At 38.4% G+C, this 26,573-nt stretch carries 26 protein-coding genes; 7 read left to right on the top strand and 19 right to left on the bottom strand.

What is annotated here, in order from left to right:
- Nucleotides 1–120: 120 nt before the first annotated feature.
- The 4 genes from CTN01_RS13580 to CTN01_RS13565 all read right to left on the bottom strand — a co-directional run bounded on the left by CTN01_RS13580 (nucleotide 121) and on the right by CTN01_RS13565 (nucleotide 4,757).
- The gene (locus CTN01_RS13580) at nucleotides 121–1,299 is read right to left on the bottom strand and encodes a DUF481 domain-containing protein (RefSeq protein WP_045148853.1); all 1,179 of its coding nucleotides are present in this window, start codon (nucleotides 1,297–1,299) and stop codon (nucleotides 121–123) included.
- Nucleotides 1,300–1,622: 323 nt separating this feature from the next.
- Complete coding sequence (locus CTN01_RS13575) at nucleotides 1,623–2,414, bottom strand: phytanoyl-CoA dioxygenase family protein (protein ID WP_045184159.1); 792 nt, start codon at nucleotides 2,412–2,414, stop codon at nucleotides 1,623–1,625.
- A 284-nt stretch (nucleotides 2,415–2,698) separates the two neighbouring features.
- Nucleotides 2,699–3,727 (bottom strand): methionine synthase, encoded by a 1,029-nt coding sequence (locus tag CTN01_RS13570; RefSeq protein ID WP_045148851.1) that lies wholly within the window; start codon nucleotides 3,725–3,727, stop codon nucleotides 2,699–2,701.
- 49 nt (nucleotides 3,728–3,776) lie between these two features.
- Entirely contained in the window at nucleotides 3,777–4,757 is a 981-nt protein-coding gene (locus CTN01_RS13565; protein WP_045148850.1) for a DUF1852 domain-containing protein, read from the bottom strand.
- Nucleotides 4,758–5,006: 249 nt separating this feature from the next.
- Between CTN01_RS13565 and CTN01_RS13560 the strand changes: the two genes are divergently transcribed.
- Nucleotides 5,007–5,816 (top strand): sulfite exporter TauE/SafE family protein, encoded by an 810-nt coding sequence (locus CTN01_RS13560; protein WP_045148848.1) that lies wholly within the window; start codon nucleotides 5,007–5,009, stop codon nucleotides 5,814–5,816.
- A gap of 104 nt (nucleotides 5,817–5,920) precedes the next feature.
- On the opposite strand, the gene CTN01_RS13555 is transcribed toward CTN01_RS13560, so the two are convergent.
- The 7 genes from CTN01_RS13555 to CTN01_RS13525 form a co-directional block, all read right to left on the bottom strand.
- Nucleotides 5,921–7,105 (bottom strand): CDC27 family protein, encoded by a 1,185-nt coding sequence (locus CTN01_RS13555; protein WP_045148950.1) that lies wholly within the window; start codon nucleotides 7,103–7,105, stop codon nucleotides 5,921–5,923.
- A complete protein-coding gene (locus tag CTN01_RS13550; RefSeq protein WP_045148847.1) occupies nucleotides 7,105–7,761 on the bottom strand; it encodes an energy transducer TonB in 657 nt (218 codons plus the stop codon). Before CTN01_RS13550 ends, CTN01_RS13555 begins: the two co-directional genes overlap by 1 nt.
- Nucleotides 7,761–8,165: an ExbD/TolR family protein gene (locus tag CTN01_RS13545; protein ID WP_005365390.1), complete on the bottom strand. Its 405-nt coding sequence runs from the start codon at nucleotides 8,163–8,165 to the stop codon at nucleotides 7,761–7,763. Before CTN01_RS13545 ends, CTN01_RS13550 begins: the two co-directional genes overlap by 1 nt.
- Complete coding sequence (locus CTN01_RS13540; RefSeq protein WP_045082027.1) at nucleotides 8,162–8,695, bottom strand: MotA/TolQ/ExbB proton channel family protein; 534 nt, start codon at nucleotides 8,693–8,695, stop codon at nucleotides 8,162–8,164. Before CTN01_RS13540 ends, CTN01_RS13545 begins: the two co-directional genes overlap by 4 nt.
- The gene (locus CTN01_RS13535; RefSeq protein WP_045148845.1) at nucleotides 8,695–10,062 is read right to left on the bottom strand and encodes a MotA/TolQ/ExbB proton channel family protein; all 1,368 of its coding nucleotides are present in this window, start codon (nucleotides 10,060–10,062) and stop codon (nucleotides 8,695–8,697) included. The genes CTN01_RS13540 and CTN01_RS13535 overlap by 1 nt, the downstream gene beginning before the upstream one ends.
- Complete coding sequence (locus tag CTN01_RS13530; protein ID WP_039872011.1) at nucleotides 10,062–10,835, bottom strand: DUF3450 domain-containing protein; 774 nt, start codon at nucleotides 10,833–10,835, stop codon at nucleotides 10,062–10,064. Before CTN01_RS13530 ends, CTN01_RS13535 begins: the two co-directional genes overlap by 1 nt.
- 155 nt (nucleotides 10,836–10,990) lie before the next feature.
- Nucleotides 10,991–13,081 carry a TonB-dependent siderophore receptor gene (locus CTN01_RS13525; protein ID WP_045148843.1) on the bottom strand — a complete coding sequence of 697 codons (2,091 nt, stop codon included), beginning with the start codon at nucleotides 13,079–13,081 and terminating at the stop codon, nucleotides 10,991–10,993.
- Nucleotides 13,082–13,475: 394 nt separating this feature from the next.
- Between CTN01_RS13525 and CTN01_RS13520 the strand changes: the two genes are divergently transcribed.
- Nucleotides 13,476–13,907 (top strand): hypothetical protein, encoded by a 432-nt coding sequence (locus CTN01_RS13520; RefSeq protein ID WP_045082024.1) that lies wholly within the window; start codon nucleotides 13,476–13,478, stop codon nucleotides 13,905–13,907.
- Between the two features lie 126 nt (nucleotides 13,908–14,033).
- On the top strand, nucleotides 14,034–14,645 hold the full coding sequence (locus tag CTN01_RS13515; protein WP_045148841.1) for a flavin reductase family protein: 612 nt from the start codon (nucleotides 14,034–14,036) through the stop codon (nucleotides 14,643–14,645).
- 95 nt (nucleotides 14,646–14,740) lie between these two features.
- Here CTN01_RS13515 and CTN01_RS13510 read toward each other — a convergent pair whose 3' ends face one another.
- On the bottom strand, nucleotides 14,741–14,989 hold the full coding sequence (locus tag CTN01_RS13510; RefSeq protein ID WP_045082022.1) for a DUF3297 family protein: 249 nt from the start codon (nucleotides 14,987–14,989) through the stop codon (nucleotides 14,741–14,743).
- A gap of 341 nt (nucleotides 14,990–15,330) precedes the next feature.
- On the opposite strand from CTN01_RS13510, the gene CTN01_RS13505 reads away from it, so the two are divergent.
- Nucleotides 15,331–17,637: a methyl-accepting chemotaxis protein gene (locus CTN01_RS13505; RefSeq protein WP_107188317.1), complete on the top strand. Its 2,307-nt coding sequence runs from the start codon at nucleotides 15,331–15,333 to the stop codon at nucleotides 17,635–17,637.
- 86 nt (nucleotides 17,638–17,723) lie between these two features.
- Here the strand turns inward: CTN01_RS13505 and CTN01_RS13500 are convergent, their stop codons facing one another.
- Nucleotides 17,724–18,620, bottom strand: coding sequence for a LysR family transcriptional regulator (locus tag CTN01_RS13500; RefSeq protein ID WP_045148839.1), 897 nt, complete (start codon nucleotides 18,618–18,620; stop codon nucleotides 17,724–17,726).
- Nucleotides 18,621–18,776: 156 nt separating this feature from the next.
- On the opposite strand from CTN01_RS13500, the gene CTN01_RS13495 reads away from it, so the two are divergent.
- The 3 genes from CTN01_RS13495 to CTN01_RS13485 are packed head-to-tail and all read left to right on the top strand — an operon-like array spanning nucleotide 18,777 to nucleotide 20,576.
- Nucleotides 18,777–19,220, top strand: a complete 444-nt coding sequence (locus CTN01_RS13495) for a DoxX family protein (RefSeq protein WP_045148837.1) — start codon at nucleotides 18,777–18,779, stop codon at nucleotides 19,218–19,220.
- A 23-nt stretch (nucleotides 19,221–19,243) separates the two neighbouring features.
- The gene (locus CTN01_RS13490; RefSeq protein WP_045148836.1) at nucleotides 19,244–19,939 is read left to right on the top strand and encodes a pirin family protein; all 696 of its coding nucleotides are present in this window, start codon (nucleotides 19,244–19,246) and stop codon (nucleotides 19,937–19,939) included.
- A 58-nt stretch (nucleotides 19,940–19,997) separates the two neighbouring features.
- On the top strand, nucleotides 19,998–20,576 hold the full coding sequence (locus tag CTN01_RS13485; RefSeq protein ID WP_107342171.1) for an NAD(P)H-dependent oxidoreductase: 579 nt from the start codon (nucleotides 19,998–20,000) through the stop codon (nucleotides 20,574–20,576).
- Nucleotides 20,577–20,687: 111 nt separating this feature from the next.
- Here the strand turns inward: CTN01_RS13485 and CTN01_RS13480 are convergent, their stop codons facing one another.
- From CTN01_RS13480 to CTN01_RS13455, 6 genes are all read right to left on the bottom strand, one after another.
- Nucleotides 20,688–21,047, bottom strand: coding sequence for a DUF6559 family protein (locus tag CTN01_RS13480; protein WP_045148835.1), 360 nt, complete (start codon nucleotides 21,045–21,047; stop codon nucleotides 20,688–20,690).
- A gap of 248 nt (nucleotides 21,048–21,295) precedes the next feature.
- On the bottom strand, nucleotides 21,296–21,715 hold the full coding sequence (locus tag CTN01_RS13475; protein WP_045148834.1) for a PACE efflux transporter: 420 nt from the start codon (nucleotides 21,713–21,715) through the stop codon (nucleotides 21,296–21,298).
- A 123-nt stretch (nucleotides 21,716–21,838) separates the two neighbouring features.
- Nucleotides 21,839–22,831: a RelA/SpoT domain-containing protein gene (locus CTN01_RS13470; protein ID WP_045148832.1), complete on the bottom strand. Its 993-nt coding sequence runs from the start codon at nucleotides 22,829–22,831 to the stop codon at nucleotides 21,839–21,841.
- A gap of 163 nt (nucleotides 22,832–22,994) precedes the next feature.
- Nucleotides 22,995–23,210, bottom strand: coding sequence for a KTSC domain-containing protein (locus CTN01_RS13465; protein ID WP_045082015.1), 216 nt, complete (start codon nucleotides 23,208–23,210; stop codon nucleotides 22,995–22,997).
- Between the two features lie 207 nt (nucleotides 23,211–23,417).
- A complete protein-coding gene (locus CTN01_RS13460) occupies nucleotides 23,418–25,010 on the bottom strand; it encodes a BCCT family transporter (protein WP_045148830.1) in 1,593 nt (530 codons plus the stop codon).
- 301 nt (nucleotides 25,011–25,311) lie between these two features.
- Nucleotides 25,312–26,493, bottom strand: coding sequence for a benzoate/H(+) symporter BenE family transporter (locus CTN01_RS13455; protein WP_045082013.1), 1,182 nt, complete (start codon nucleotides 26,491–26,493; stop codon nucleotides 25,312–25,314).
- Nucleotides 26,494–26,573 lie beyond the last annotated feature (80 nt).

Genomic DNA, 26,573 nt, shown 5'->3' with positions numbered 1-26,573 from the left:
TTATTTCAATGACAAAAAAATCATGTTAATCGCAATACATATTTACTATATGCAAAAAAAAATACAGACTTGTCTTATAAAAAAGAAAGTCTGTGTTTTAGCGTCTAGGAGGTGATTTTTTTACTTCAAACGGTATGTTAATCCAACGTGGAATGTTGTATCGATATCATCATTTCGATTAGTGTTAGTTGTTCCATCATAGTCAATATTATCTTCAGTTTTAGACAAGCCGCCAGTAACGGATACACTTATAGAATTAGATACATAGTAACGAAATGTTGAACGTAAACTATTAGTCATTAAATCTTCTGTTTTATCACTCGCTGCATAAGTGAGTAACCATGCGTTTTCCCAATCAATATTGTCACGCAGTTCATAAGTTAAAGACATAGTATTAGTTGCGTTAAAGCCATTATTACCATCATCAAGAATTGCGGTTAAAATCGCTTCATTTGAAAATTGGGTTTGGTTATTAATTGGATAATGGTATTCCGCCCCTACTTCAAGCGCTGGTTTGGTCTCAGAACCATCATAGTTAGTTATTACCGCGCCACCACCTGCTCTGACTAGCCAGCCATATTTTCGGGTTGAAATTCGTTCATTGATCAATACATCGTAAGAGCTTACTGCGCCTCGTGCACTTAGTTGATTGTCTAAAGCTCTACCGATATCTTCAACCCAATACTCGGCATAATCAGCAGAACCATAACGGCTACGATAAGCTGCTTCTCTTGATATAACTTGTGCTACATTTTGATACGTTTCTCGACTAACATTTCCTCCTAATAAACCATGTTCTTGAAGAGATTGAATAACACGGATCGCTTTTGCCATTGGAGTTGCATTTATCACTCGCCCATAACCTAAACCAGCCGTTAACTTAGTAAAGGGATCTTTCATATCAGTCTGGGCACCAACTTCTGCTTTACCATACCAAAAAAAATCATTTTTCTTAGGGCTAAAGTACATATCATTAGTTAAGGCAGCTAAAGCTTGGTAATTTTCTTTACGTTCATCATTACTATTAGGGCCTTGACTGATGTTTATATCACCGACGAATTCAATTCGCGTATTACGATTTGCCGAGGAAAACACACGATCATAATTTGCACTTGCAATAGCGTTATAACTGGCCTGATCTTGATTACCATCTCGTAAATCAAATTGCGCATCTAAGTACGCATCTTCATACGCTGATGTCGCTTCATCATAATCAAACATGCTAATTTGTTCAGCTAAAGTGACTGAAGATACCAGCATACCAACCGCAGCAGACACCGCAGTGATTGTTGATTTCATGATACTACTCCTTTAATTGTTGCTTTGTTTTTATTTATATTCAGTCCATGGCAATACCCGGCTGTATTTACACAAACTCAGCAACAACTAAAAAAGTCACAATAAAATTTAGTACTTTTTTATTTTCTCAAATATAAGAAATTCTTGATAGGATAAATAAGATGAATTAACTTTAATCATGAGCGTAATTTATAGTATTAAAGATTAGTCAAAATGATAATTATTAGCTATACGACTAGAATCATTAATATGGATAATAGAAATTTATTAGGCTTAATGTAAAACTAATGTTGAACTCCCTTTCACACATCATTTTTATATTTTTATGAAGCAAACTCCATTGATTTAAGATGTAGAGTATTGATAAACAATCGTGGATCAGCTATATTTTTCAGTATGATTTGAGTCGGTAAGCAATCATCATCAACGTAATCAACATAATCAGATGCCGAATCAAAAATTAAAATATCCAATGCTAAGCGATCTAATCCGTATAAACCACGATGAATCATATCTGCTGAAAATACCAATAAATCACCTGCTGATAATGCAATCTTCTTCCCACCAGAAAGGCTATCATGACTAACTTTACCATTCACTTCTTGGCGAACATTGTATTCTTCTTCATTATCCCAGCGTTTGTGTGTCCCCGGTATTATCTCCATGCCTGGTTCATCAAATAAAGGGACACGAAGATGCAACACTTGCGTTTCTAATATGACTTTCATTTGGTCTTCAATATCATAATCGTATTGACAATCACGGTGCCAAAAGTCTTTTTGTTGCGGGTTCACCGGATTAAAGAACAGTTGAGTATTCATAAAAGCAGGATTTTTAGGTATTACGGCATCAACCACATCCATGATCTTTTTTGAACTAATGAAATCAAAAAGTTCCGTTCTCTCAGCGATAGATAAATACTGTGTTCCAGTAATCAAAGATGAGTTAAATGCTTCTTCTTGATAGAACTCTTTGTTGTCAGCTTTCCATAATTCATGAAAAGTTAAAACGACTTTTCTAAGTGAAGCTATCAGATCTTCACTGAAATAATTGCGAATAACAAAGTAACCTAATTCTTCGTATTGCTGACTTAATTGTTGGCTATTAACTACCACTTACGACCTTCACATTCTCTATACCGTTGACTGATTACGGTATTCTTTGGCGAATAATGCCAGACGATAATAGATATAAGCAAGTAGGTCTGAGTATTCTAAATGCGTGTTGTTTATTTAAAGAATTTAGAGCTACTAAAGAGAGGGAATTTGAATATGTAAATGCACTATATCACTCTAACAATAAAGTACATTTACACACGGTGACGATACGGAGGTACAAACAATACAGCAGGTTCGTCAGTTTAAATTTTGCCTTAGCAAGTAATATCAATCAAAATATTCTAAGCTAAAAGTTCTTTACGAATGATGTCTGCGCCTGCATTTAAGGCTTCAAGTTTACCTTGTGCGATATGCTGCGCTAACGGCGCCATACCACAATTGGTACATGGGTAAAGTTTATCAGCATCAACAAATTTAAGCGCTTTACGCAATGTATCCGCGACTTCTTCAGCAGTTTCAATTTTGTCACTCGCAACATCAATCGCCCCCACCATCACTTTTTTTCCACGAATAAGCTCTAGCAGATCCATTGGTACATGAGAGTTGTGGCATTCTAACGAGATAATATCGATATTAGATTGTTGCAGCTTAGGAAACGCCTCTTCGTATTGACGCCACTCTGAACCGAGTGTTTTCTTCCAATCAGTATTAGCTTTAATGCCATAGCCATAACAAATGTGAACAGCGGTTTCACATTTCAGTCCCTCAATGGCTCTTTCTAAACAGGCAATTCCCCATTCATTAACTTCATCAAAGAATACATTAAATGCAGGCTCATCAAATTGGATAATATCAACACCTGCCGCTTCTAATTCTTTGGCTTCTTGATTAAGGATTTTAGCAAATTCCCATGCCAGTTTTTCACGACTTTTGTAGTGCGCATCATAAAGGGTATCAACCATAGTCATAGGGCCAGGCAGTGCCCATTTGATCGGTTGTTTAGTTTGTTGACGCAGGTATTTGGCATCTTCAACAAACACAGATTTTTGACGTGAAACAGGACCGACAACCGTTGGCACACTGGCATCATAACGGTCACGGATTTTAACCGTTTTACGGGTTTCAAAGTCAACGCCGTTGAGGTGCTCTATAAAGGTAGTCACGAAATGTTGGCGTGTTTGCTCACCATCACTAACAATATCAATTCCTGCTTGTTGTTGATTTTTCAGAGACAAGCAGAGCGCCTCTTGTTTACCTGAAGTTAATTCATCCCCTTCTAATTTCCAAGGTGACCAGAGTTTTTCAGGCTCAGCAAGCCAATCAGGTTTAGGTAAGCTTCCTGCTGTTGAAGTCGGTAATAATATTTTCATGATAGTTAACGTCCTATGTTGTGGTAAATGATGAAAGCAATGATTAAAGTTAGCTATTCACGAAATTTGATGACCATTGATCAAGCACGGCTTGATAAGGTTTGATGAAGTGCTGCTCGGCAAATTTGCCTTGCTCACCGGCTAGTCGGCTACGTTCTTCTCTGTCATAGACGATTTTAGTCAATGAGTGATCAGGGCACTTCAAGTTAGGTTTATACGATTTTCCTGCTACCGCATTGGCATTATAAATTTCAGGGCGATAGATTTTTTGAAATGTTTCCATGGTACTGATAGTGCTTATCAACTCTAGATTGGTGTAATCATTTAATAAGTCACCAAAGAAGAAGAAAGCCAACGGCGCAACACTGTTTGCAGGCATGAAGTAGCGTACCTGTAAGCCCATTTTTTTGAAATATTGCTCAGTTAATGACGACTCATTAGGTGTATATTCCACACCAAGTACTGGGTGCTGATTTTCAGTTCGGAAATAGGTTTTGTTATCAGATACAGATAAACAAATTACCGGTGTCTTTTTAAAGTTGTCTTTATAAACATCTGAATTAACAAAGCTTTGGAAAATTTTCCCATGCAATTCGCCGAAGTTATCTGGAATACTGAACTGAGACTTACCTTTATTATAGTTTTGAAGCAGTACGCTAAAGTCATAATCACGTACATAAGAAGAAAAGTTATTACCGACAATCCCTTCAATACGCTGATTGGTTTGATTATCAATAATGTGGGTCTTTAATACTTCAATCGATGGGAATGATTGACCTTTGCCTTCAATATCAATATCAACCGATACAATTTCCAGCTCAATAGAATAACGATCACCTTCGGGGTTATCCCAATTCGCTAAGGCGTTAAAGCTATTATCGATCATCTTTAACGCATTGCGTAAGTTCTGTTGACGACTTTCCCCTCTCGCTAAATTAGCGAAATTGGTAGTAATGCGCGTATTGCTAGCGGGATGATAATTTTCATCAAGGCCAGTCTTATTTATTGTAAATGTAAAGTCTTTATTCATGGCGACCGATATCCTATTAGCTGAAATAAATGATGACATTCGTAGAAGCTGTCGAGTTGTCTGTATTTATTTATACGTAGAGTATTCGATCAATAAAAGCGTATTTCTTTCACTATCAACATGAAAAAAATTCAAGTGGTTACGTTTGAGTTGTTACAAATTTGTAAGTTATAGTTCTCGTCACATAGAAAGGATATCTATTTTTTATTCAATACGTTAACCGCTAATCACATATAAGAAGACAAAGAGATGAATGAATTATTGTTAATAATATACTGCGCTTTACTCGGCAGTGGTGTTGGTTTTTTGGCAGGATTATTAGGTATAGGAGGAGGACTTGTTATAGTACCAATTCTGAGTATTATCTTACTTCATTTCGCCATTTTACCACCTGAACAAGTGGTTATCGTCGCTATTGCTACATCCCTAGCATCTATATTATTCACTTCAACATCTTCTGCCATCGCTCACCACAAAAATGGCAATGTGCCATGGAACCTAGCACCATGGATAATGACAGGTGTTGCCCTAGGTGCACTTATCAGTGGATTTTTAGCTGCCCTATTACCGGGTAATGTTATTCGTATTATATTTGCGGTAAGTGTTGCACTCATTGCATTCAAGATGTTTTACAGCAGTACACAAAAAGAAACCACAACAACACGTAACATGCCCAACAATTTTGTTCTTACCTTTTTAACAACAATTACTGGCGGATTATCGGCCATGATTGGTATTGGCGGCGGTGCACTGTTGGTGCCTTTGTTAACCTTCTTCTCTCTCGATATGAAGAAAGCTATCGGTTGTGCTTCTGCTTGTGGCATTGTTATCGCACTCTTTGGCTCTATCGGTTATGTTAGCTCAGGCATTAACTATCTTTCTATTACTGATGGCTTTGCAGGTTTTGTTTATCTACCCGCATTATTAGGTATTGTTTGTACGTCTTGGTTTACTGCTCCGCTAGGCGCTAAGGCAACAAACTATTTACCTGTGCCAATCATTAAAAAAATCTTCTCAGCATTATTATTAGCAATGGCGACAAATATGGTGCTTAGTTAAACCAAACACGTTAACTCGAATAAAAAAATGAGTGGTTAACTTATGATTATTAAGTTAACGCACTCATTTTTTGATTAGCTCAGGATTAAATGCAAATAAAATATTTAGCTAGCTCGTTCCATTTCACGCATTTGTGATAAATATTTTATCCAGCTCGATGCTGCCGATGAAGGCTTAATATTATTTGCCTGTTTGGCATGAATAATCGCTTTATCGAAGTTATTTAGCTTGTAATACGCACGGACTTTCGCCAACTCAACATCAGACTGTTTATCTTTACGCTTAACCTTATTAAGCTCAGTTAACGCTTTTTGATATTGTCCTTCCTGCAACAACAATTGTGCAAGTTGCCAACGATAACGATTATTACGCTGTGCAGCTTTCTCCCAAATATTGATAGCACTTTGCCACTCTCTTGCCATCTGCCAGTAATTTGCTTGTTCAACAAGCAACCTTGTACTGGTTGTTGCACCGTCCAGTTCAGCTATTTGTTTGGCAGCACGTTCAGGAATACCGCGCTGCGCATAAAGTTGCGCTAGACGATGTAAATCCTGCTGCGTTAACTTAACACCTTGATATTTTGCCAATTTTAATGTGCTCAATGCGTCTGCAGGTTTCCCTGCTCGCAATTGTATATTAGCTAATTGCTGCCACCAGTTGAGCTTAGTTGGCTCTATTGCAATTAAACGATTTAATGTCGATGTTGCACCATTCCAATGCTTTAATTGTAACTGAGCACCCAGCTTAATCGACAACGGAGACATTTCATCTTTGCGTTTATAGCCATCGTAGCGTTTCATTGCAGAGAGGACTTTTGACCACTGGCTCAATTGATAATGTGATTGAGCTATTCGCAACCATAGTTCATAGCCCTTTTGTGATTTTGGGATGCGCTTTGTAAGCTGATAGTAATGCGGCAATGCTTGGCTGTATTTTTGCTCAGAAAGTAAAATATCAGCCAGCATACGCTGAGTAACCCATGCTTGATCATCTTGCAATAAGCCACTCTTCACCGCTTTAGATAAATTGCTTATCGCTTTTGATGGATTACCTTGCTGCCAATAAAACACACCCAACATACGCTGAACAAACGCTTTGTCATAAGGCTCTACCGGCTTTAAAGAGACAAGTAAATCAATCGCCTGATTAACCTTATCATCAAGCTGTAAGTTATTCGCTTTTTGAACCTTAACGGCAATAGACTGCGACAATTTACCTCCCGCGTAAGCAGATGATAAAGGCAAACTTACTGCGGCGGTTAAAGCGATAATAAATGCTAATCTTTTCATCATTTATTCAACTTAAATTCTAAACGTACCGTCTGGCCTGGCTGTGATACAGCACTGCCATTTTGTACTTGTGGTTGGTACTTCCATTTACGCAATGCACGTATCGCTTCTTTATTAAATAAGCGATTAGGTTTTGCTTCAAGCACTGCAATATCGATTGGTCGGCCTTGAGGATCAATCGTGAATTTCAGTATTACGTAACCTTCTTTACCTTGTTTTAGCGCACGGGGCGGATACCTTGGCTCAACACGATACAATGGCATAGCTTGCTGACTCTGACCGATAGTTGGCTCACCTACCGCATTCGATGCACTGCTGAAATCACTAAACTTCGGCATATTGATCGATAAACCTGTAACCGCTGTATCCAATCCTAAGCTTGTCGTAGAAGCAACAGGTTGAACACTTGCTGTTGCAGTTCTTGATGATACCGGCTTTGCTTCTGGTGGTGGCTCTGGTGTTTCAGGTGGTGGTGGTACCGCTCGCTGTCGCCGTTGAGGCGCTTGCTCTTGCTCCATCATTACCATGTTGAACGCCAGCACTTCTTTATCATCTGGCTTTTGGTAATTACCGTTATCTACCATCCATGCCATAAAGGTAAAAAGTCCTAACGCTACAGCAATAGCTAATGGAAAAGCCATTAAAAGACGGATCATTAATTTTTCTCCGCCGCCAATGCGATATTTTTGATCCCTGCTCCTTTCGCCGCATCCATCACTTTAACCACTGTACCGTTATAGGCATGCTCATCCGCTTGGATCACTAAAGAAGCATCAGGTTGCTCTGTAAGCATATGTTCTAATGTTGCTTGAACACGTTCTACATCAACAACACGTTTATCAATATAAACATCATTTGCTGAGGTAATTGCAACAAAGATCCCAGCATCTTTTTGGCTTACCACGTGGCTTGCTTGAGGACGGTTAACTTCTACGCCTGATTCACGTACAAACGAACTCGTTACAATAAAGAAAATCAGCATAATAAATACGATATCGAGCATTGATGTTAAATCAATTTGTGCATCTTCTCGATTTGAAGAACGGCGGCTGAGTCTCATTGCTGACTCCTTAATAATTTTTCTAATTTAAACTCACGCATCTGACAAGCTTTAGATAAACGTGCGTGAACAAACATACCCGCTAAGGCCGCAACCATCCCTGCCATTGTTGGCAATGTAGCTAAAGAAATGCCGGATGCCATTAAACGAGGTTGACTACTACCTTGCGTCGCCATTACATCAAAGACAGAAATCATCCCCGTCACTGTACCAAGTAAACCTAGCATGGGGCAGATTGCGACTAATACTTTGATAAAATTTAAATTCTGATTAAGGGCAATTTTTGCTTCATTGAGCCAGCCATCACGAATTGCACATGCATGCCAAGAAGAATGATCTTTACGAGCCATCCAGCTAGTTAACCACTGCTCTTTTTGCTTTGGAAAATAGAAGAATAAATAAATCACTCGTTCAATAACCAAAAGCCAACATAGCGCAACAACCGCAGCAAGCCACCATAATATGGCGCCACCTTGCGCCATAAAATGAGAAAGCGAAAACCACCAGCCATGTAATACGCTGAAGTCCATTATGCTGCCTGTTCTGCTAATAGGTTACGGTTAGATGCCTGAGAAGATTCGTTTTTTTCAGCTTGCTGAGCAACTAAGCTGATACCTTGTTTTTCAAGGATCAATCGAATATTTTCAGCTTGTGTACTTAATACATTATGAGCCAGCAATAAAGGCATCGCGGCAATCAAACCTAGAACGGTCGTTACCAATGCCATTGAAATACCACCCGCCATCACTTTAGGATCACCATTACCAAACTGCGTGATAACTTGGAAGGTTTCAATCATACCAGTCACAGTACCTAATAAGCCTAACATTGGTGCTAAAGCCGCAAACAATTTTAGCATCGATAAACCTTTTTCTAATCCTTGTTGCTCATCAACAATCGCTTCAAGTAAACGTAATTCTAACGCTTCTACGCTACGATTTTGCTCTTTGTTATACACGGCAAGAATACGACCCAGTGGGTTATTTCCAGCTTGAGTTGGATTTTTTAATTGTTGCTTAATTTGGCGGTTAATAATCGCTAATTTAACACCACGGAAAATGGCAATACCCGCACCAATAGCTAGTAGAAGTAGAATAATTTTACCGACCACACCACCTGCTGTTAGGCGATCTTCCAGCGTAGGTGCATTGGCTAATTGCTCTAACATCACACCACGAGAAGGATCAAGAGCAATACTTTCACTACCTGCAGCCGCTATTGCAGCTAAATCTGAAAGTTGTGGGCCATTTTCAGGTTGTTGTTGATAAGCCGTTGCAAGATGGCGAGGGCCATCCCACTTTAAATAACCCTGATCAGCAACTAAACCTAATGCGCCTAAACGCAATGCTTTTTCTGTGGTTTGCTCACCGTCACCATTAATAAATGGTACATTCACCTTTGCCAACTCACCGCTTGCAACGATTTGTGATTCCATTGCTTGCCACAAACCTTTTAATTGCGGCATAGACGGCAGTGCTTTCGCGTCAACGATTTGGTCAACAACCGGGATATATTTCGTCACATCAACCCCGGTGACAGCGTAACTTTGCTCAGCTTTTAGTTCTTTTGCTGTTTGGCGAACGACCCCAAATAGCTCACCAAGACTGCCAGAATCTAATTGAAGTTGCTGTTCTAATTTCGCGAGTTCTGCTTCATTGGTACTAAAGCTTTGGCTCAGTAATTCTGTTTGTTGTTTTAAGGTATTACGTTGCGCTAATAACGCATCACGTTGTTGACGAATTTTCTGTGCTTCTTGACTAAATCCAGCTTCACGTTGCACGTTATGTTGCTGCTGAGCGACATTTTCTTGTTTCGCTTGCTGTACAACCGATTCTGCAGATGCTGTGAACGGAACCGATGCCATACATAGTGCAATAGCTAACGCTTTTAATTTCATTATTTACTCTCCACGTTAGCAAGGGTTGCTGAAATAGGTAAACGTAATAGGCTTGGTGCAATTTGCTTATTTGCCATTGCAAACGCTTTATCAATATTTGCAGCTTCACTTGTATCAAGCGCCTGCCACTGCTGTTTGTTGCTGTTCCAACTCCAGTAATGGCTACCGTTTAAGCTGCGAGCAACAAATGCAAGACGACCGAGATACAGTAAATCAGCCTCGATTGTTTTACCGTCTTCTAACGTGATTTTATCTTGGTACGTACCCAATTTCGTGCCGTAATCCATTTCGATCTGGTAGGCTTCTAGAATACGACGGAATTTTTCTGCATCGCTAATATCGGCTTGCGACATCATCGTTTGCAACTTTTCAATACGCGCTAAACGCTGTTCATGTTTGATAGGCTTATCTTGCTCAACAACAGTCGATAAACCATCAATCATTTGGTACATCAAAGGTACAACACCTTGGCGCGTCTCTTTAATGTTCTCTATTTGTTCATGAATAGAGGCCATTTCTTGGGTTTGATTATCAACCATACGCGCAAGGTGATCGTGATATACCGTCAGGTTTTTAAGCTCTTCTTGTAATTGCTCGATTTGTGCTTTCATCGCGATAGCCGAATCAGCGTTACGATCAATCTTATCTTGGCTTAATGCTGAAGCCGTATTGGTTTTGTTTTCAATAGAACGTGCGGTATCAAGGCTCGATGCCTGTACCCCAGTTGTGATGCTTAAAATCACAACCGCTAAACTGGTTTTAATAAAATTCATAATCAAACTTAATAATGAGTAATCTTCAATCGCAAAAAATAAAAAAGTTAAGTAATAATAAAAAGTTAAATCGTATAACGACCAAAAATAGTGAAATAGCATTTAATCGCAACAAGGGGAAGCAATGGCTCCCCCTTAGTTACAATTTTTACAAATTAGTATTTAAACTCAAGCGTAGCCATAAAGTTACGACCTTCACCAAGTGTTACACCCGTTGCGCCAACATAGTCTTTACTTGTTGAACCGCCACCAGCCATGTAATCAGTATCAAATACGTTTTCTACGTTAATACGACCAATGATATCTAAATTAGCATCGTACTTGTATGTGTGAGCCATACCTAAATCAACACGCGTGTAACCGTCTTTCTTAAAGGTATTTGCTGCATCACCGAAACGTGAACCTTCGTAAATAACGCCAAGGTTAACATCGGTTGCTGGTGTTACGTTGTACGTAGACCAAACACTTGCAGCGAACTCAGGTACGTCAACAGGACGATTACCTTGGTACTTCTGATCCTTAGTGTATTCCGCATCAAGGTACATTGCTGACGCGCTCATGCTTAGTTTATTCGTTACATTACCCTGTAACGCAAGCTCTGCACCATTGTGAACACGCTCACCCGATTGAGTTTTCTCGTATAGATCTTTACCTACTTGAACATCAATCGTCGAGTTTTCTTGCGTAATGTTAAATACAGCACCCGATACAAATAGTCGATTATCTAGCAGTTCCCACTTAGTACCTAGCTCATATTGCTTACCACGAAGCGGATCAAGTTGCTCACCATCATTCACGTAGTTCGTAGAACCTGATGTTACCGTACCTTGCGGCTCAAAGCTTTCAGAGTAAGCTAAGTAAATTGAACCGTTTTCTGCTGGGTGGAAAATCGCAGCCACTTTAGGTGATACTGCTTCTTCCGCCGCTTTACCTTCTTGTGTTTGACGATCAAAACGAACACCAGCGAGTACTTGCCAGTAATCGTTAATCGTTACCATATCTTGTGCGTAGAACCCCCAAGCATTATAAGAAGAGTGAGATTCTTTTGGCTTACCCGATTTGTAACTAGGTACTGGTGTAGATTGGTTTGGTGCCACTTCTACAGAATTAAATGAACGTTGGAAACGATCGTAGCTGTAGCCTAACCAGTTAGAACCAACGAGTAATTGGTGTTGCATGCCAAGCGTATCAAACTCACCGACGAAATCAGCGTAAGCCGTTTTAAACTTCCAATGATCGTTACGATCATTGCCGCCCTGCTTCACTAAGCCTGATTCTTCAAAATTAGAAAAGTTCGGGTAACTTTCAACATCGTGACGAATAAAGTCTTGGTAATTAAAACCTGTATTTAATGCCCAAGCATCTGTTAGTTGTGCTTTAACATCAAAACCGTAGTTCTCTACTTCATTATTAATTTTTGACCATTGTGCATCCCACACATGATCACGTCCCAATACTGGCTTACCATCAACAATGTAGGCACCTGAATCTACACTTCCTTTATCTTCAGTGCGATCGTAGTGTAGTGACAATGTCACATCTTCATTGAAATCGTAATCAACAAATAGACCGCCAACAAAGCGATCGGTTGAAGGTGTTGATCCATCACCATACTTACGCCATGAATCATAATCTTCTTTTGCAACAACAGCGCGAGCACGTAGTGATTCGTCTTGATTAAGTGACCCACTCACATCTAACACACTACGTGTATGATTATTTGAACCAACATCTTGGCTAAAGTTAACTTGAGTTTCGTGAGTTGGTTTCTTAGCGACCATATTCACTAGACCACCTGGTGCAGATTTACCGTAAAGAAGACCCGCTGGACCTTTCATTACTTCAACACGCTCTAAAAGCTCAACAGGTTGACGGTAGTGAGACCAGTGTTGGTGACCATCACGCAAGAAACCGCTACTGCTACCAAGTTCAAAACCACGTAGTGAGAAACGTTCACGGTTACGGCTTGTTCCACCAGCTGAAATACTTGCATCATTCTGTAACACCTCACCTAACGTACTTGCACGCTGTTCATCGATAAGTTGTTCATCAATTACTGCAACTTGTCCTGGAGTCTCTAGCTGGGTCATCTCCATACGCATCGCTGTTGAATTAGTATCGGCTTTATAACCGTAATCACGCCCTGTTACTACCATGTGCTCATCAACTTCTGTTGATTCTGCATAAGCAACAGGTGCAGAAAGTACCGCACCAATTAACAGCGTCAGCTGGCTTTTAGAAAACATATTCCTTTAACTCCAAAATAAAGATATAACCTGAAAGTGAAGCCACATCAGAGTTGCTCTCAGCACCTATCACTGCTGAATAGGTATTGTTTGTAATAATATAAAGAGCAAATCATGGCTACTACGTGGTAAGTAATAAAGTGCTTACCAAACGACGAAAAGGAATATAAGTGATAACCATTACCATTTGCATTAAATTTACATTCTTTGCATTCGTAAAGATTTCTTGAAGAATTATTAGAGCTAAAAGCAGCATTTTGTTCGCTTTGCCATCGTCTCTTTTTCTGTTGCCTTTATTAATCCGTACCCAATACTGTTTTTAACGAAGACATTTATCATCAACAGTCGTATAATCTGCCCGTTTTTATTCATTATTCATTTCGCGGTATTTAATGTGACTCAACTAAGTCTTGAAGCTATTCACCAACAACTCAATGAACGCAATTTTATTGCTGAAAAAGTCCGTATTGTGACAGTAGAAGCAATGGATCCAGAAGTGCTGGCAACGTGCACAGCAACTGAAAACGAAACCTTCTACAACAGCTATATGAATGTGATTTATTGCAAAGGTGAGCGTTACGTACTTGGCTATCGTTGTAATGAAGAGACCATCGTTGACCAAGCTATTATTTTCAAAGATGGTAAATACTACGATCCAACACTTCAGGCAAACAGCGAAAGCTTCGAACCTTACCAATTTGCCGTATTAGCTGAATTCAAAGTTTTTGATATGATGAAGCACGCTAAAACGAACAAAGATTTCCCGCCTGATGTTGATTTCTTATTTACAAAGAAAAAGCATTTTAAAAACGTAATTAAAGCGTAATTTTCATTAAAGAGCCGACTTCACCGTCGGCTTTTTATTGTCTATTCATTCTAACTTGATCACATTGAGTTAACGTTTATTCGCAGTACAATAGATACAGAAAATTTCAGCGCGAAGGATTTGCACATGTATCTAGATCTATCCACACAGTCTCCCACTGATATCTACCATTTAATGACACAAGCCATTATCCCTCGTCCTATCGCATGGGTACTGACAGATTCTGGTGAGCACAACTACAATCTTGCCCCTTTTTCTTATTTCACCCCAGTTGCTAGTAACCCACCATTATTGATGTTTTCTGTGGGTAAAAAGCCGAGCGGTGAAATCAAAGACACCACACGTAACGTTATTACCAATAAAAAGATGGTGGTACATATTGCTAATATTGCGTTAGCAGAACAAGTTACTCAAACAGCCGCCACCTTAGAGCATGGCGAATCTGAGGTTGAACACACTCAATTAGAACTCACCTCTTTTAATGGTTTTGAACTACCAAGGCTAAAAGATTGCCCTATTGCTTTTGGTTGTAACTTATATGAAGTGAAAGAGATTGGGGAAACACCACAAAGTTTGATCTTTGCTGAAATTAAGCAGATCTACATTGATGACGAAGTTATCGATAGTGAGCAAAAGCGCTTGGTGATTGAAGCATTAAAGGTTAACCCGTTATCACGCTTAGGAGGCAGTGAATACGCAGTATTGGAGAGGACTTTTCCGGTCGCCAGACCCAAATAACATGGCTTCCAACTGTGAATCTGTTTATGTAATTTCAGGCAAAAAAAAGCCTAGTTCGAAAACTAGGCTTTCACTGATTCACTAACTAGCACATATTACTTGTAGAATGCTTCTACCGTGCCTTTTAGTGTGATCAAGATTGGCTGACCACGGCGATCTAGTGCCTTAGGTGAAGGAATTTTTACCCAACCTTCGCTGATGCAGTACTCATCAACATCAAAACGCTCTTTGCCGTTAAGACGAATGCCGATGTCATAGTTGAAACACTCTGCCACGTGGTGAGGGCTACGAGGGTTACCTGAAAGACGATCTGGTAATGCTGGTTGTGATGTAGTATCGGTCATGATCAAATTCTATCGTTAATAAAAAACGTCAGTATTGTAGAGAATATAACGTTCACGCTCAATAGATAAAGAATCTATTTCTTTTTGAAGCCTTATCTATAACCCATAACGCCTAAATTCCATTAACACCTTAGAAATATTAACTATTTATTACACTCTTAAATAAGGGAATATTCACACTCCCCCGATGCAATAAATGCATACTCATTCATTAATTCTGAATTTCATCGCAACAACATCCCATCAAGTGCAATGCATTACATATAATAATGAAAAATCCATATCGGCATATAGAATAATTTTACAAATGTAAAAATGATGTAAAAAGGAATGATTTCTATATGAAAATAGCTAAAAAGATCACGATATACCTATCGATCTTATGCGCATGCTCCGTCATTATCTCAGGTGTGTATATTGCGCGGAAAAGTGCAGAGATCAGCGAAGATGCCATTTATGATCGTGCTATCGAGCAGTTAATTTCTATCCGAGAAATCAAGAAATCTGAAATTAAAAATCATTTCAATACCACGGCAACATTACTTTCAACTTTAGCTTATGATCCAAGTATCCAAAATGCGATGAGAGATTTTGAGCAAGCTTATAGTTCTTATCCAGCAGATATAATTAGCCTTCAAAATAAACAACAGTTACAGCAATTTTATCAAACTCAATTTGAACCCAAATATAAAGACAAAAATAAAATCGCAAGCGTGGCAGAACTTTACCCACAACTCTCTCCGACTTCAGCAGGATTACAAGCGAGATATATTGCTAACAATCATTACCCCATGGGAGAGAAACACTTATTAGATACAGACACGCTTAATAATGACTATGACAAAGCCCATGCGAGCTACCACCCTGTTCTACGCCATTATCTAGAGTCATTTGGTTTTTACGATATATTCTTGATTGATAACAAGAGTGACATTGTTTATAGCGTGTTTAAAGAAGTCGATTTTGCCACTAATTTAGAACAAGGCCCATTTAAAACAAGTGGTTTAGCTTCTGCATATAACACAGCAAAAGCGTTGAATGCAGGTGAGGTAACTTTAACTGACTTTAGTCCTTATACACCTTCATTTGAACAACCAGCATCATTTTTAGCCACCCCTATTTTCTCTGGTAACGAACAACTAGGGGTATTAGTCATTCAATTACCCATAGACGCTATCAATAACATTATGACCTTTGATGGAAGATGGGATACTGCAGGGCTAGGTAATAGCGGTGAAACCTATTTAGTGGGAATGGATCTAACCTTACGTAGCCAATCTCGTTTCTTTTTAGAAGACAAAAACGAATATATAAAAACCTTAGAAAACAATGCAACACCATCTTATATTATTGATAATATTGATAAGAAAGACACTGCTATTGGTTATCAGCTTATCAATACATCAAGCATAACATTAGCCAAAGAAGGTAAAACTGGTAGTCATGCTATTACTGATTACCGAAACGTTGAAGTACTATCAGCATATGCGCCTATTACCTTACTCAATCAGCATTGGATTATTGTCAGCGAAATAGACAAAGCAGAAGCCTTAACCGATGTTACTTTTCTGAAATCACATCTATACAAAACAGTCGCTTTTTGTACCCTAGTCTTATTACTGCTTGCCGCTATTATTTCTTACTTTATTGGTGAATCTATTGCAGAGCCAATCAAGACGTTATCAAAAAAAATTATTGCCATTAGCGAAAATAAAAACCTTTCTGCACGACTTACGATTCGTCATGGTGGTAAAGAAGTGAATGAATTATCAACGTCTTTCAATGCATTTATCGCCACATTAGAGGACTCTTTTTCTCAATTTTCAGATTCAAGCAATGCCTTAAAGATTCAATCTAATACCATAGCAAATAATGCTATCACCATGAGTAAATCTGCTGAAAGACAAAACATAAACTGTGAAAGTATTTCCACTGCGGTAACTGAAATGACAGCATCAGTAAATGAAATCGCTCACTTTTCTGATAATACTTCTCGCCATGTATTAGAAGCCAATGAAAAAAGTACTGAGTCTATCCAAAGTGCAGTTCAGCTAAAACATAATGTTGATAGCCTTGTTAACCAGATGAATGAGGCATTAGCCATTATTGACAGTCTAAAACATGAAAGTCGCGATATTTCAGATGTCCTTAATGTGATTAATGAAGTAGCAGAAAAAACTAATTTACTGGCATTAAATGCAGCAATAGAGGCAGCCCGAGCTGGTGAACATGGGCGTGGATTTGCCGTAGTTGCAGATGAAGTTCGCGTTCTTGCTTCGATGACAAAAGATTCAACAGAGAACATCAAACTGAAAATAGACCGCTTACAAAATGAATCAAACCAAATTGCCGCTAGTGTTCAGCAAGCACACCAACTACTCGATCAGGGAGTAGTAAGTTGTGACGAGAACAATGCTCACCTCCACGACATTCATAACATGCTAAATGAATTACAAAAAATGAGTCAAGAAATCGCTCAAGCGACAAATGAGCAAGCCAGTGTAACTAATGATATTAGTGAATCTATGGCAATTATTGCTGAGTCATCACTATCTAACGCGGAAAAATCATCAGAAATAAAACAGATATCAACGGATCTTAAAGAACAATCCGAACTGATGGATACAGTGATAAGACAATATTCATAAATATGATTAACTAATAAATAGTCAAAGAGTTAGCTTTAATGCTGACTCTTTTTTATTGCATTCAAAGACATACCATTATTACGCATTTACGTTAATCCCCAATCCAGTGAACATAACTTTTTAACAAACCACTCAAATGCTTTTCCTTCCTGATCTTTATGCCATGCGATAAACAAATCTTGATCTTGTCTTGCGAGCTCATATTGTTTCTCAATAAGCTCTCCACTTGCTATAAGTGGTTTAGCTATATGACGAGGTAAATAGCCCACTCCGAGTCCTTGTGCTTGAGCTGCTAATTTAGATTCTATTGAGTTAACACGTATCACTCTTTTACTATTAAACAAACCACTGTCTCTTACAGGTAAAATTTGAGAGGTATCCGCTGCTACTATCGCAGGGTATTCACTGAGGGTTTTAGCATCAAGCACACCATCATGATCTGCAAGTGGATGATCTGGCGAAACAACAAAAACAAAAGAGAGACAGCCAATCTTATAGGTTTGAAACATACCTTTCGGTAATTCACCTGTCACACCTATGGCAATATCAGCTCGGCGGCTATGTAAAGCATCCCAGCCACCGCCCAATACTTCGACACCTAAGCTAACGTCAACTTTATTATCTAATTGATTGAAGTCATGCAGTACATCAAAGAGAATTTGAGCGTCAATGACAGTATCTCTCGCAATTCTAATTTCATTTTCCCAACCACTTTCTAATTGCTGTACAGAATCCACTAAACGATTGGTCGCCAATAAAATTTCGCGACCATGTTCTAAGACAAGCTTACCTGCTGGTGTAAGTATCGATCGCTGACGGGTGCGATCAAACAATGCCACTCCCATGTCTTCTTCTAATTTTTTGATCGTGTAAGTAAGCGCAGAAGGTACTTTGTACAAAGATTCTGCTGCTGCAGCAAAACTTCCCTTCTTATCGATAGCATCAAGTGCTCTTAACGCGTCGATAGTAATGGCATTATTCACACTCCCCCCTTATTCAAAAAATTTGAATTAAAACTTCAAAAGCTTCCGATTTTCATCTCAAACTAACATACCTAAACTTATTTACAACGCTTAAAGCAAACATGTAAGCGCGACTTAAACAAAGCGATGACATTGGAATTATTTGAGGAGTAAATAATGAAGAACCTAATAAATACACTTTTTCATTCCGAAACTGGCTATGGCGCTCTCGCATTACGCATCCCTATAGGCATTATTTTTATGGCTTATGGAGGACAAAAACTGTTTGGTTGGTTCGGTGGTTATGGTCTTCAAACAACGGGTCAATGGATGGATTCAATCGGCCTAACTCCTGGTTTTTTAATGGCACTTTTCGCTGGCAGCGCTGAATTTATTGGTGGCTTATTCATCATATTAGGCTTATTCACTCGACCCGCTTCATTAGCATTAGCCTTCACCATGTTAGTTGCAATCTTTACGGTGCACTTTGAACATGGTTTATTCATTGCCAACAATGGCTACGCATTCGGATTATCTTTATTGGCTGCCAGTGTGTCTCTATTTATAACAGGCGCAGGAAAAGCGTCACTTGACCAATTTATTTTACGAAAGTTAGCTTAATCACTTCATAAGGCAATAACACTATGATCATCGTAAGACACTCTGACCAACGTGGGCTTGCAAACTTTGGTTGGTTAAATAGCAAGCATACTTTTTCGTTCGGTCATTATTATGACCCACAACATATGGGCTTCTCCGCACTACGAGTTATTAATGACGACATTGTCGCAGTTGGTGGCGGTTTTGACACTCACGGCCATAAAAACATGGAAATTATTAGCTATGTACTTGAAGGAGCAATAGAGCACAAAGACAGTGAAGGTAATGTGCACATTCTCTCTGCTGGTGAATTCCAGCTAATGTCAGCAGGTTCTGGGATATATCATAGTGAATATAATGCGTCTCACACAGAACCTCTAAAGTTCTTACAAATCTGGATTCAACCAAATAGCTTCGGCAATAAACCTAGCTACGAACAAAAAGACTTTGGTAAACAACAAGGGCTAACCACCATAGCTACACCAACGGGTGAAAACGGCACTTTACTTATCAAGCAAGACGCCAAACTCCATCAGTTAGTACTAAAACCAAATAGCAAATTAAGTATCGATATCGCAACAGGTCGTAAGATTTATCTACATCAAGTAAATGGCATACTTTCTGTTAATGATATCGAACTTAATGCGGGTGACGGGGCAAAAATCGAGAATCTATATACGCTCAACTTCGCTAATAGAGGACAAGAAGAAGTGACAGCACTGTTGTTTGATTTACCTTGAAATCTATTTACTGAAATCAACCTTCTAAAGATATCTATCCGTTAATAAAGGAAATATTATGTCTACATTACTTGTACTTAAGTCGAGTATTCTTGGTGAACACTCTAAATCTAACCAACTTATTGATGCCGCTATTACAGATATAGAGAACATTATTGTCCGTGATCTGACAACTTCGCCCTTACCTATTCTTGATGGCGAAACATTAAAAGCGATTAATAGTGATGATGACTTAACAGGTGTTCAAAAAGAGATTCAAGAACTCTCTAATACGCTTGTTGAAGAACTAAAACAAGCAGATACCCTGCTCATTGGCGCACCTATGTATAACTTTATGGTGCCTACACAATTAAAAAACTGGTTTGATCTTTTGGCTCGAGCAGGTGTGACCTTCTCATATACTGCACAAGGCCCTAAAGGAATGCTTGAAGATAAAAAAGTGGTTATTGTTACCACCCGTGGCAGTATTCATAAAGATGGTGAAACCGATCACGTAACAGGTTACTTAACAACTTTACTTAGTTTCTTTGGCATCACGAGTGTTAAGTTTGTTTATGCGGAAGGATTAAACCTCGGTGATGATTTAGCAGCAAAGAGCCTCGAATTAGCCCGCTCTGAACTGACTGCGAGAATGTAAACCAGTAGATACAAAACTCGCAAACATCCATTTATTTATGGTAAGAAAATACACGGTAAAATAAGTAACTATGATCAAATTATCACTCACTTTTATTTACCAGAGCCATTATCAGTAACGACTAGTCATTCCCATTCGGTTTGACATGTCGTCATCCATACGACCACCTTTCCATCCACCTTTACCGAGTAAATTGAGAACATCACAAGCGTTATATTCATCGGCCAAAAAGAAATCGTAAGATATATCCATGCGAATTTGGCGTAGTTCAGTGTTATTTGCTAAATCAAGCATATTAGGATCAGCAAACAAAGCGAATGCTATCTGTTGTTGACGTTTGCAGAGTAACTTTATATTAGCTTCTACTTGACCAAGCGTGAAATAGTTACGGCGTCCATAACCTTTTAACAATATAGGCGAAAGGATCTTAATAACTTTTTTTATTCTACGGCGCTGGATATATCGAAACATGATCCCTCAACTTACAGTACTTTTTATGAATAACTCGCTTGGTTCAAATACATTACAAGCATAATGAAAAGCATGTCAAACACTTGTGTTGGTTAGTTATTCGTTAATAACTGAAACTTACAATTTGTAACACTGCACCAGATCCAAAAGAAAATATTATGTGCAAACCAACATAAACATTGTTGTTAGTAAAATAAAAAAGCCCCCAAGAGGTTAATTCTTGTGGGCTTTTATTGTAGCACCAACAATTAATGTACTACTTCAGGAACAGGGAAAATCTTATCGTAAATCAGGTTATAAACATAAGCATAGATTAAGTAAAAGAGAACCATACCGATATCCAGTATAAATGCTTCCCAAATCGACACCTTTAATACCCAAGATAAAATAGGAATAGTGACAATTAATAATCCAGCTTCAAAACCTACACTATGCACTACACGCTGTAACGATGTTTTCTTAAGAGTTTTATAGCGTCGTACCATTAACTTATCAAACCAGTTATTGTAAACGTAGTTCCAACCTGTAGCTAAAAATGAAAACGCAATGCCAATTGCTCCAACATGATCAGAATCATAGCCAAATTGACTCAACACACCAACTAAAAGCACTAATCCAATAATTTCAAAACAAACAGCATGACGAATACGATCAAAACGTGTTCTCATCATATACAACCTCAGTACAACTTTTCTTATATTTTATAAATACCTAAAAGGAATAGATGAATTATAAGCATTATACTAAGACTAACAAACTAGATACTATCCGAAAAACGGATAGTTATGCGGTTATTTCATAAGATCAGCAGCTTTACACTGTGCTTTCCCCATTAAATCTAGTCTATTAGCGACATGGTGTTTTGTTGCTTTCTGCAAAGTATTTTTCTCTGCCTGTAACTGTTCAACTTGTGCTCGTAGCTTATCAATAAGTTCTTGAGAGCCTTGTTGTTTTGATTCATTTTGCTCTAATAATTTAAACAGCTCTGCGACTTCTTGGGCGTTTTCATCACTTTTGTGTCTAATTTCGTCAATTGATTTTTGGTGTTGTTCTAGTTCACTGACCAATTGTTTGACAAAAGATCCCATCTCATCAGCCGATCCAGCCAAACGATTAAACATCAATAAAAATTCGCATACTTGTTCATTATGAGAAAAATTAGGGTAACGAATTTTATGATCTATTTCCGTCCAACCTTCTTCAAAAATTGTTCTTACTTGGACTTCAGTAAAAACAATATGGTTTAAGGGCTGTGAACCAAAGACATAATGTAATGACCGATATCCCGCTGGGTGGATCTTCACTTCAACATCACTCGGTAATTCAGTAAAGACCTTATCGTCACCATTGCGAACATAATAAATTGGCGGCTCTGCATTTTTCCATTCTTGGCAGAGATAATCATGAACCGGTAAACAATCTTCTTTAAATAAATGCAGTGCACGTACTCCAATTAAATCAGTCACAATACTGTCGTAATTGGTTTGGTTAATACCGACATATTTTTGTTTAAATGTGGGTGTATTCGGTTGGGTTTTACGAACAATCTTTTCCATTAAATGCTGTGGATCTTTTACCCGCCAGCGAACGGAATGTACATACTGACAGCGCTGAATAATACGCGCGTACATTTCAGCCGTTTCTTTTAATTGTTCTATATTGGCTTCATGATTAAGACCAATTTGATGCAATGTTGTCCAATCAACAGAACTGGCCTGCCATTCTTCTTGGCTTATACGGTTCACGCTTAAAAAAGATGCTTCAGTTAAATCTGCAATACTCATTATTGCCTACTCTATTTACGATGAATAAGCGTAATTCTACTCATTATGATTACGCTCTATTATCATAAAAATATGCCTGTCGAGCTTTTTAAGCAATCTGAATTTTATTCGAAAAATGAAATCTTAAGAAACAGACAATTAACTGAATATGTACATACACCAACTAAACTATGACTTGGCTATAAACAGATTTAATGTGGCTATTGAAGTGATCTTCTACCGATTCTGCAGATGCAAAATGATAAAAAGCATATTTGGAAACTTCAGAAAAGACACAATAAGGTTGACGCTGTCCCATATCGACATAAAGCTCATTTTTTGTTTCGTTATAACCCACTTTACGAATTGAGTTAGACTCAACGGTGATCCAATTAATCATTCTAGTGACTCCATTCACTTACAGCTTTATTACTGGTTTCAGTTTGCAGAAAGACTCGGCTTTTCTCCAGTATTCGACAAGCTAAATAAAGCAATTATTTTAAAATTTAGTGATGGATCACCCTGCACTATTGATGAATTTTATGATTACAAAAACAAAAAGCCGACAAATGCCGACTTTTTGATAATTATTTAATTTATTATTAGCTTAAGGATATAAGTGCCGCTCACTCATCAACCCTTTCCATAAACTTACACAGGTAATTACAAGAATAAAGCTAAATGGTAACGCGGTTATCACCACACCAGACTGCAATGCTTCTAACGCTTGAGAACCACCGACCCATAATAAAATTGCAGCAATAACACCTTCGATTGTTGCCCAGAAAATACGTTGTGGTACTGGCGCATCTAATTTACCACCAGCGGTAATACTGTCGATAACTAACGATGCGGAATCCGATGATGTCACGAAGAAAACTAAAATAAGTACAATCGAAATCACAGACAACAATAGGCTCATTGGCATCGCATCATATACATAGAATAAAGTTAGGGATAGATCTTGCAGACCATGTAATCCCAACTCTCCTACCTTTGTCGCTACCTGCTCTACCGCAATACCACCGAAGACAGAAAACCAGGTCATTGTTACTAATGTTGGAATAAAGAGAACGGCAAAAATAAACTGCCTTACAGTACGACCTTTAGATACTCGAGCGATAAAGATACCCACAAATGGCGCATATGAAATCCACCATGCCCAATAGAAGATAGTCCAACCATGACGCCATGTATCATCTGTACGACCAATAGGATTGCTTAGTGCAAAGAAGTTCTTCGCATACGCCATAAAAGTATCAGGTAGCGAATGTTTAACAACATCAAAACCCAAAATTGCAACTAAAACTAGCAGTCCAAACGCAATAACAATATTGATATTACTAAGAAGTTTAACCCCGCCATCAATGCCTCGTATTACAGAGAAAATCGCGATTGATGTGACAAAAGCAATAATACCGAACTGTAACCCTAAGCCGCCGTGAGTACCAAATACATAATTAATACCACTCGCCGCTTGTTGCGCGCCTAAACCTAAAGAAGTAACTAAACCAAATAGAGTAGAAACAACAGCAAGAATATCAACGGCATGACCTAACCATCCCCATGCTCGATCACCAAAAATAGGGAACAACAAAGATCGAATTGATAACGGCAAGTTCTTGTTATAAGCAAAAAAGGCTAACGCCAATGCTGCTATTGCGTAAATAGACCAAGCACTGATCCCCCAGTGGAATACACTCCCCGCCATCGCTAATTGCTTAGCTTCAGGTGTTAAAGCAACAGTATTAAAAGGAGTTCCAAACCAGTCAGTGAAATAAGCCGTTGGTTCTGCAACACCAAAAAACATGATACCGCTGGCAATACCCGCAGCAAATAACATTGAACTCCATGACAATGTTGAATGTTCAGGCTTTGCCTCTTTACCACCGATACGAATTTTACCTAGTGGTGAAAGCATTAAGAATATACAAAAAACTGCGAAAGTATTAACAGCCCACATAAAGTAGCTATCAAACTGTTCCATAATACCGTTTCGCGTATTATTTAATGCTGTTTTTGCTGTCGCAGGATCGACAACTAACATCACAGCAATAAATAGCAAAATTAATATCGCACTAATACCAAAAACCGGTTTGTGAATATCAAAACCCCAGCGCTGAATATTATCTTGTCCAACTTGATAATCAGTCGTTTCTATACTGTATTTACTACTTACTTTATCCGTCGAAGTATTCAAAAAATCCTACCTTGTTATGTAAACTCAATAATATTATTTAGAGCACTAAACAATATTTCGCCGCAACCATAACAACAGAGAGGATAAACAACAAACAATAACAGCAAAAATGGGTTATAAATTACATAAAACTGACAAATAGCAGTGTCTTATTGTTTTTTACACGAAGTATTTCTTGCGTAAATAAATCATGACGATGACGGTTAGCAGAACAAAATGGTTTAGCGTTTTACATCCCATTCATTATAAAGTGGACAATGATTTACTGTGCCGTATTTAAGGTTAAGTGGATGTATATCTATTAACGCCCGGCTATTAATACTGGTTTTCTACTCTGCATTAACTTGAAATGGCACAAGCCAACACCTACTCCCCATATAGCCGCACTGATCCCTAACAAATGAATACCTGATAAAGTTATTAATAAAGTAAGTATCGCCGACTCTCGGTATTCATCGGTAGAAAATGCATTAAACAAGCAGCTAATTAAGGTGGTTAATAAAGCAAAACTAGCAAGAATATCAGCTAATCCATCAGGCAAAGATACGAAAATAGCGACTACAATTGATGCCCAAATACCCACCAACATATAAAATCCACCGGCACAGATAGCAGCCTTGTAGCGATCACTATGCTTACCATCAATGTCGTCATTCATACAAATAGCGGCACTTATTGCCGCAAGGTTCAACGTGAAAATCCCACAAGGAGCAGCAATCATATTCACTAAACCAGTTCCTAAAAATACTGGGCGAACTGGCACTTTAAATTGAAAGTTCTGAAGCACTGCAAAACCTGCAATATTTTGCGACAACATAGTAATTAAATATAAAGGAATAGCGATATTAATGATCGGTTGAAAATGAAAGCTCGGAGTTAGCCAATAAAATGTTGGTATTGCCATATGAATTGAAGCGGTATTTAAGGTATTGGAATACAACGCAATGCCTACAGAAGCAAGTAACGTCAGCAACATCGAATATCGAGCCATAAATCGTTTCGTGATTATATACACGCTAAACAACAACAAAAACATGATTGGATGCGTTTCTATTTGCGTGAATCCACTTAAACAAATAGGCAATATAACGCCACACAATAAAGCTGAAGTTATTGGTGGTGGAATACGTTGCAACGCCAAAGCAAGCGGACGAATTAACCCAGAAATAAAGGTCAATAAACCACAAACAATAAATGCGCCAATGACATCTGTCGCGCTGTACCCCTGCACTGCAGTGATCAAAAAAGCAGCGCCGGGAGTAGACCATGCAGTTAATACTGGTACTTTAAAATAAAAAGAATAAGCGATGGTTGTTATGCCCATAATCAACCCCAAAGCAAACAACCAACTATTAACCTGCCACTGAGCTAACCCCATTTCTGTTAGGGCATGAATAACTAAAATAACAGACGAAGTGTAACCGACTAAAACAGCAATTGTTCCAGCTGAAATATGACTTAAATTAAATCTCAGATCGTTCATTTTCTACTCCTTAGAACAATGCTATCATGTGCGCTATAGCGCACAATACAGATGGATTTATTTGTACGTTATAGCGCACA

The organism is Photobacterium angustum (genome assembly GCF_003026365.1).
Lineage (GTDB): Bacteria > Pseudomonadota > Gammaproteobacteria > Enterobacterales > Vibrionaceae > Photobacterium > Photobacterium angustum.
Note: the sequence above shows the minus strand (reverse complement) of the source record. Positions and strands in the feature narration are given on the sequence as shown.

What these genes read in the sequence shown, in the direction of transcription:
- CTN01_RS13490 (WP_045148836.1), top strand. Translation starts at nt 19,244, where the DNA reads ATGATCATCGTAAGACACTCTGACCAACGTGGGCTTGCAAACTTTGGT.
- CTN01_RS13480 (WP_045148835.1), bottom strand. Translation starts at nt 21,047, where the DNA reads ATGTTTCGATATATCCAGCGCCGTAGAATAAAAAAAGTTATTAAGATC.
- CTN01_RS13545 (WP_005365390.1), bottom strand. Translation starts at nt 8,165, where the DNA reads ATGAGACTCAGCCGCCGTTCTTCAAATCGAGAAGATGCACAAATTGAT.
- CTN01_RS13470 (WP_045148832.1), bottom strand. Translation starts at nt 22,831, where the DNA reads ATGAGTATTGCAGATTTAACTGAAGCATCTTTTTTAAGCGTGAACCGT.
- CTN01_RS13465 (WP_045082015.1), bottom strand. Translation starts at nt 23,210, where the DNA reads ATGATTAATTGGATCACCGTTGAGTCTAACTCAATTCGTAAAGTGGGT.
- CTN01_RS13580 (WP_045148853.1), bottom strand. Translation starts at nt 1,299, where the DNA reads ATGAAATCAACAATCACTGCGGTGTCTGCTGCGGTTGGTATGCTGGTA.
- CTN01_RS13515 (WP_045148841.1), top strand. Translation starts at nt 14,034, where the DNA reads ATGTATCTAGATCTATCCACACAGTCTCCCACTGATATCTACCATTTA.
- CTN01_RS13560 (WP_045148848.1), top strand. Translation starts at nt 5,007, where the DNA reads ATGAATGAATTATTGTTAATAATATACTGCGCTTTACTCGGCAGTGGT.
- CTN01_RS13455 (WP_045082013.1), bottom strand. Translation starts at nt 26,493, where the DNA reads ATGAACGATCTGAGATTTAATTTAAGTCATATTTCAGCTGGAACAATT.
- CTN01_RS13475 (WP_045148834.1), bottom strand. Translation starts at nt 21,715, where the DNA reads ATGAGAACACGTTTTGATCGTATTCGTCATGCTGTTTGTTTTGAAATT.
- CTN01_RS13525 (WP_045148843.1), bottom strand. Translation starts at nt 13,081, where the DNA reads ATGTTTTCTAAAAGCCAGCTGACGCTGTTAATTGGTGCGGTACTTTCT.
- CTN01_RS13570 (WP_045148851.1), bottom strand. Translation starts at nt 3,727, where the DNA reads ATGAAAATATTATTACCGACTTCAACAGCAGGAAGCTTACCTAAACCT.
- CTN01_RS13540 (WP_045082027.1), bottom strand. Translation starts at nt 8,695, where the DNA reads ATGGACTTCAGCGTATTACATGGCTGGTGGTTTTCGCTTTCTCATTTT.
- CTN01_RS13535 (WP_045148845.1), bottom strand. Translation starts at nt 10,062, where the DNA reads ATGAAATTAAAAGCGTTAGCTATTGCACTATGTATGGCATCGGTTCCG.
- CTN01_RS13510 (WP_045082022.1), bottom strand. Translation starts at nt 14,989, where the DNA reads ATGACCGATACTACATCACAACCAGCATTACCAGATCGTCTTTCAGGT.
- CTN01_RS13485 (WP_107342171.1), top strand. Translation starts at nt 19,998, where the DNA reads ATGTCTACATTACTTGTACTTAAGTCGAGTATTCTTGGTGAACACTCT.
- CTN01_RS13495 (WP_045148837.1), top strand. Translation starts at nt 18,777, where the DNA reads ATGAAGAACCTAATAAATACACTTTTTCATTCCGAAACTGGCTATGGC.
- CTN01_RS13555 (WP_045148950.1), bottom strand. Translation starts at nt 7,105, where the DNA reads ATGAAAAGATTAGCATTTATTATCGCTTTAACCGCCGCAGTAAGTTTG.
- CTN01_RS13505 (WP_107188317.1), top strand. Translation starts at nt 15,331, where the DNA reads ATGAAAATAGCTAAAAAGATCACGATATACCTATCGATCTTATGCGCA.
- CTN01_RS13550 (WP_045148847.1), bottom strand. Translation starts at nt 7,761, where the DNA reads ATGATCCGTCTTTTAATGGCTTTTCCATTAGCTATTGCTGTAGCGTTA.
- CTN01_RS13565 (WP_045148850.1), bottom strand. Translation starts at nt 4,757, where the DNA reads ATGAATAAAGACTTTACATTTACAATAAATAAGACTGGCCTTGATGAA.
- CTN01_RS13530 (WP_039872011.1), bottom strand. Translation starts at nt 10,835, where the DNA reads ATGAATTTTATTAAAACCAGTTTAGCGGTTGTGATTTTAAGCATCACA.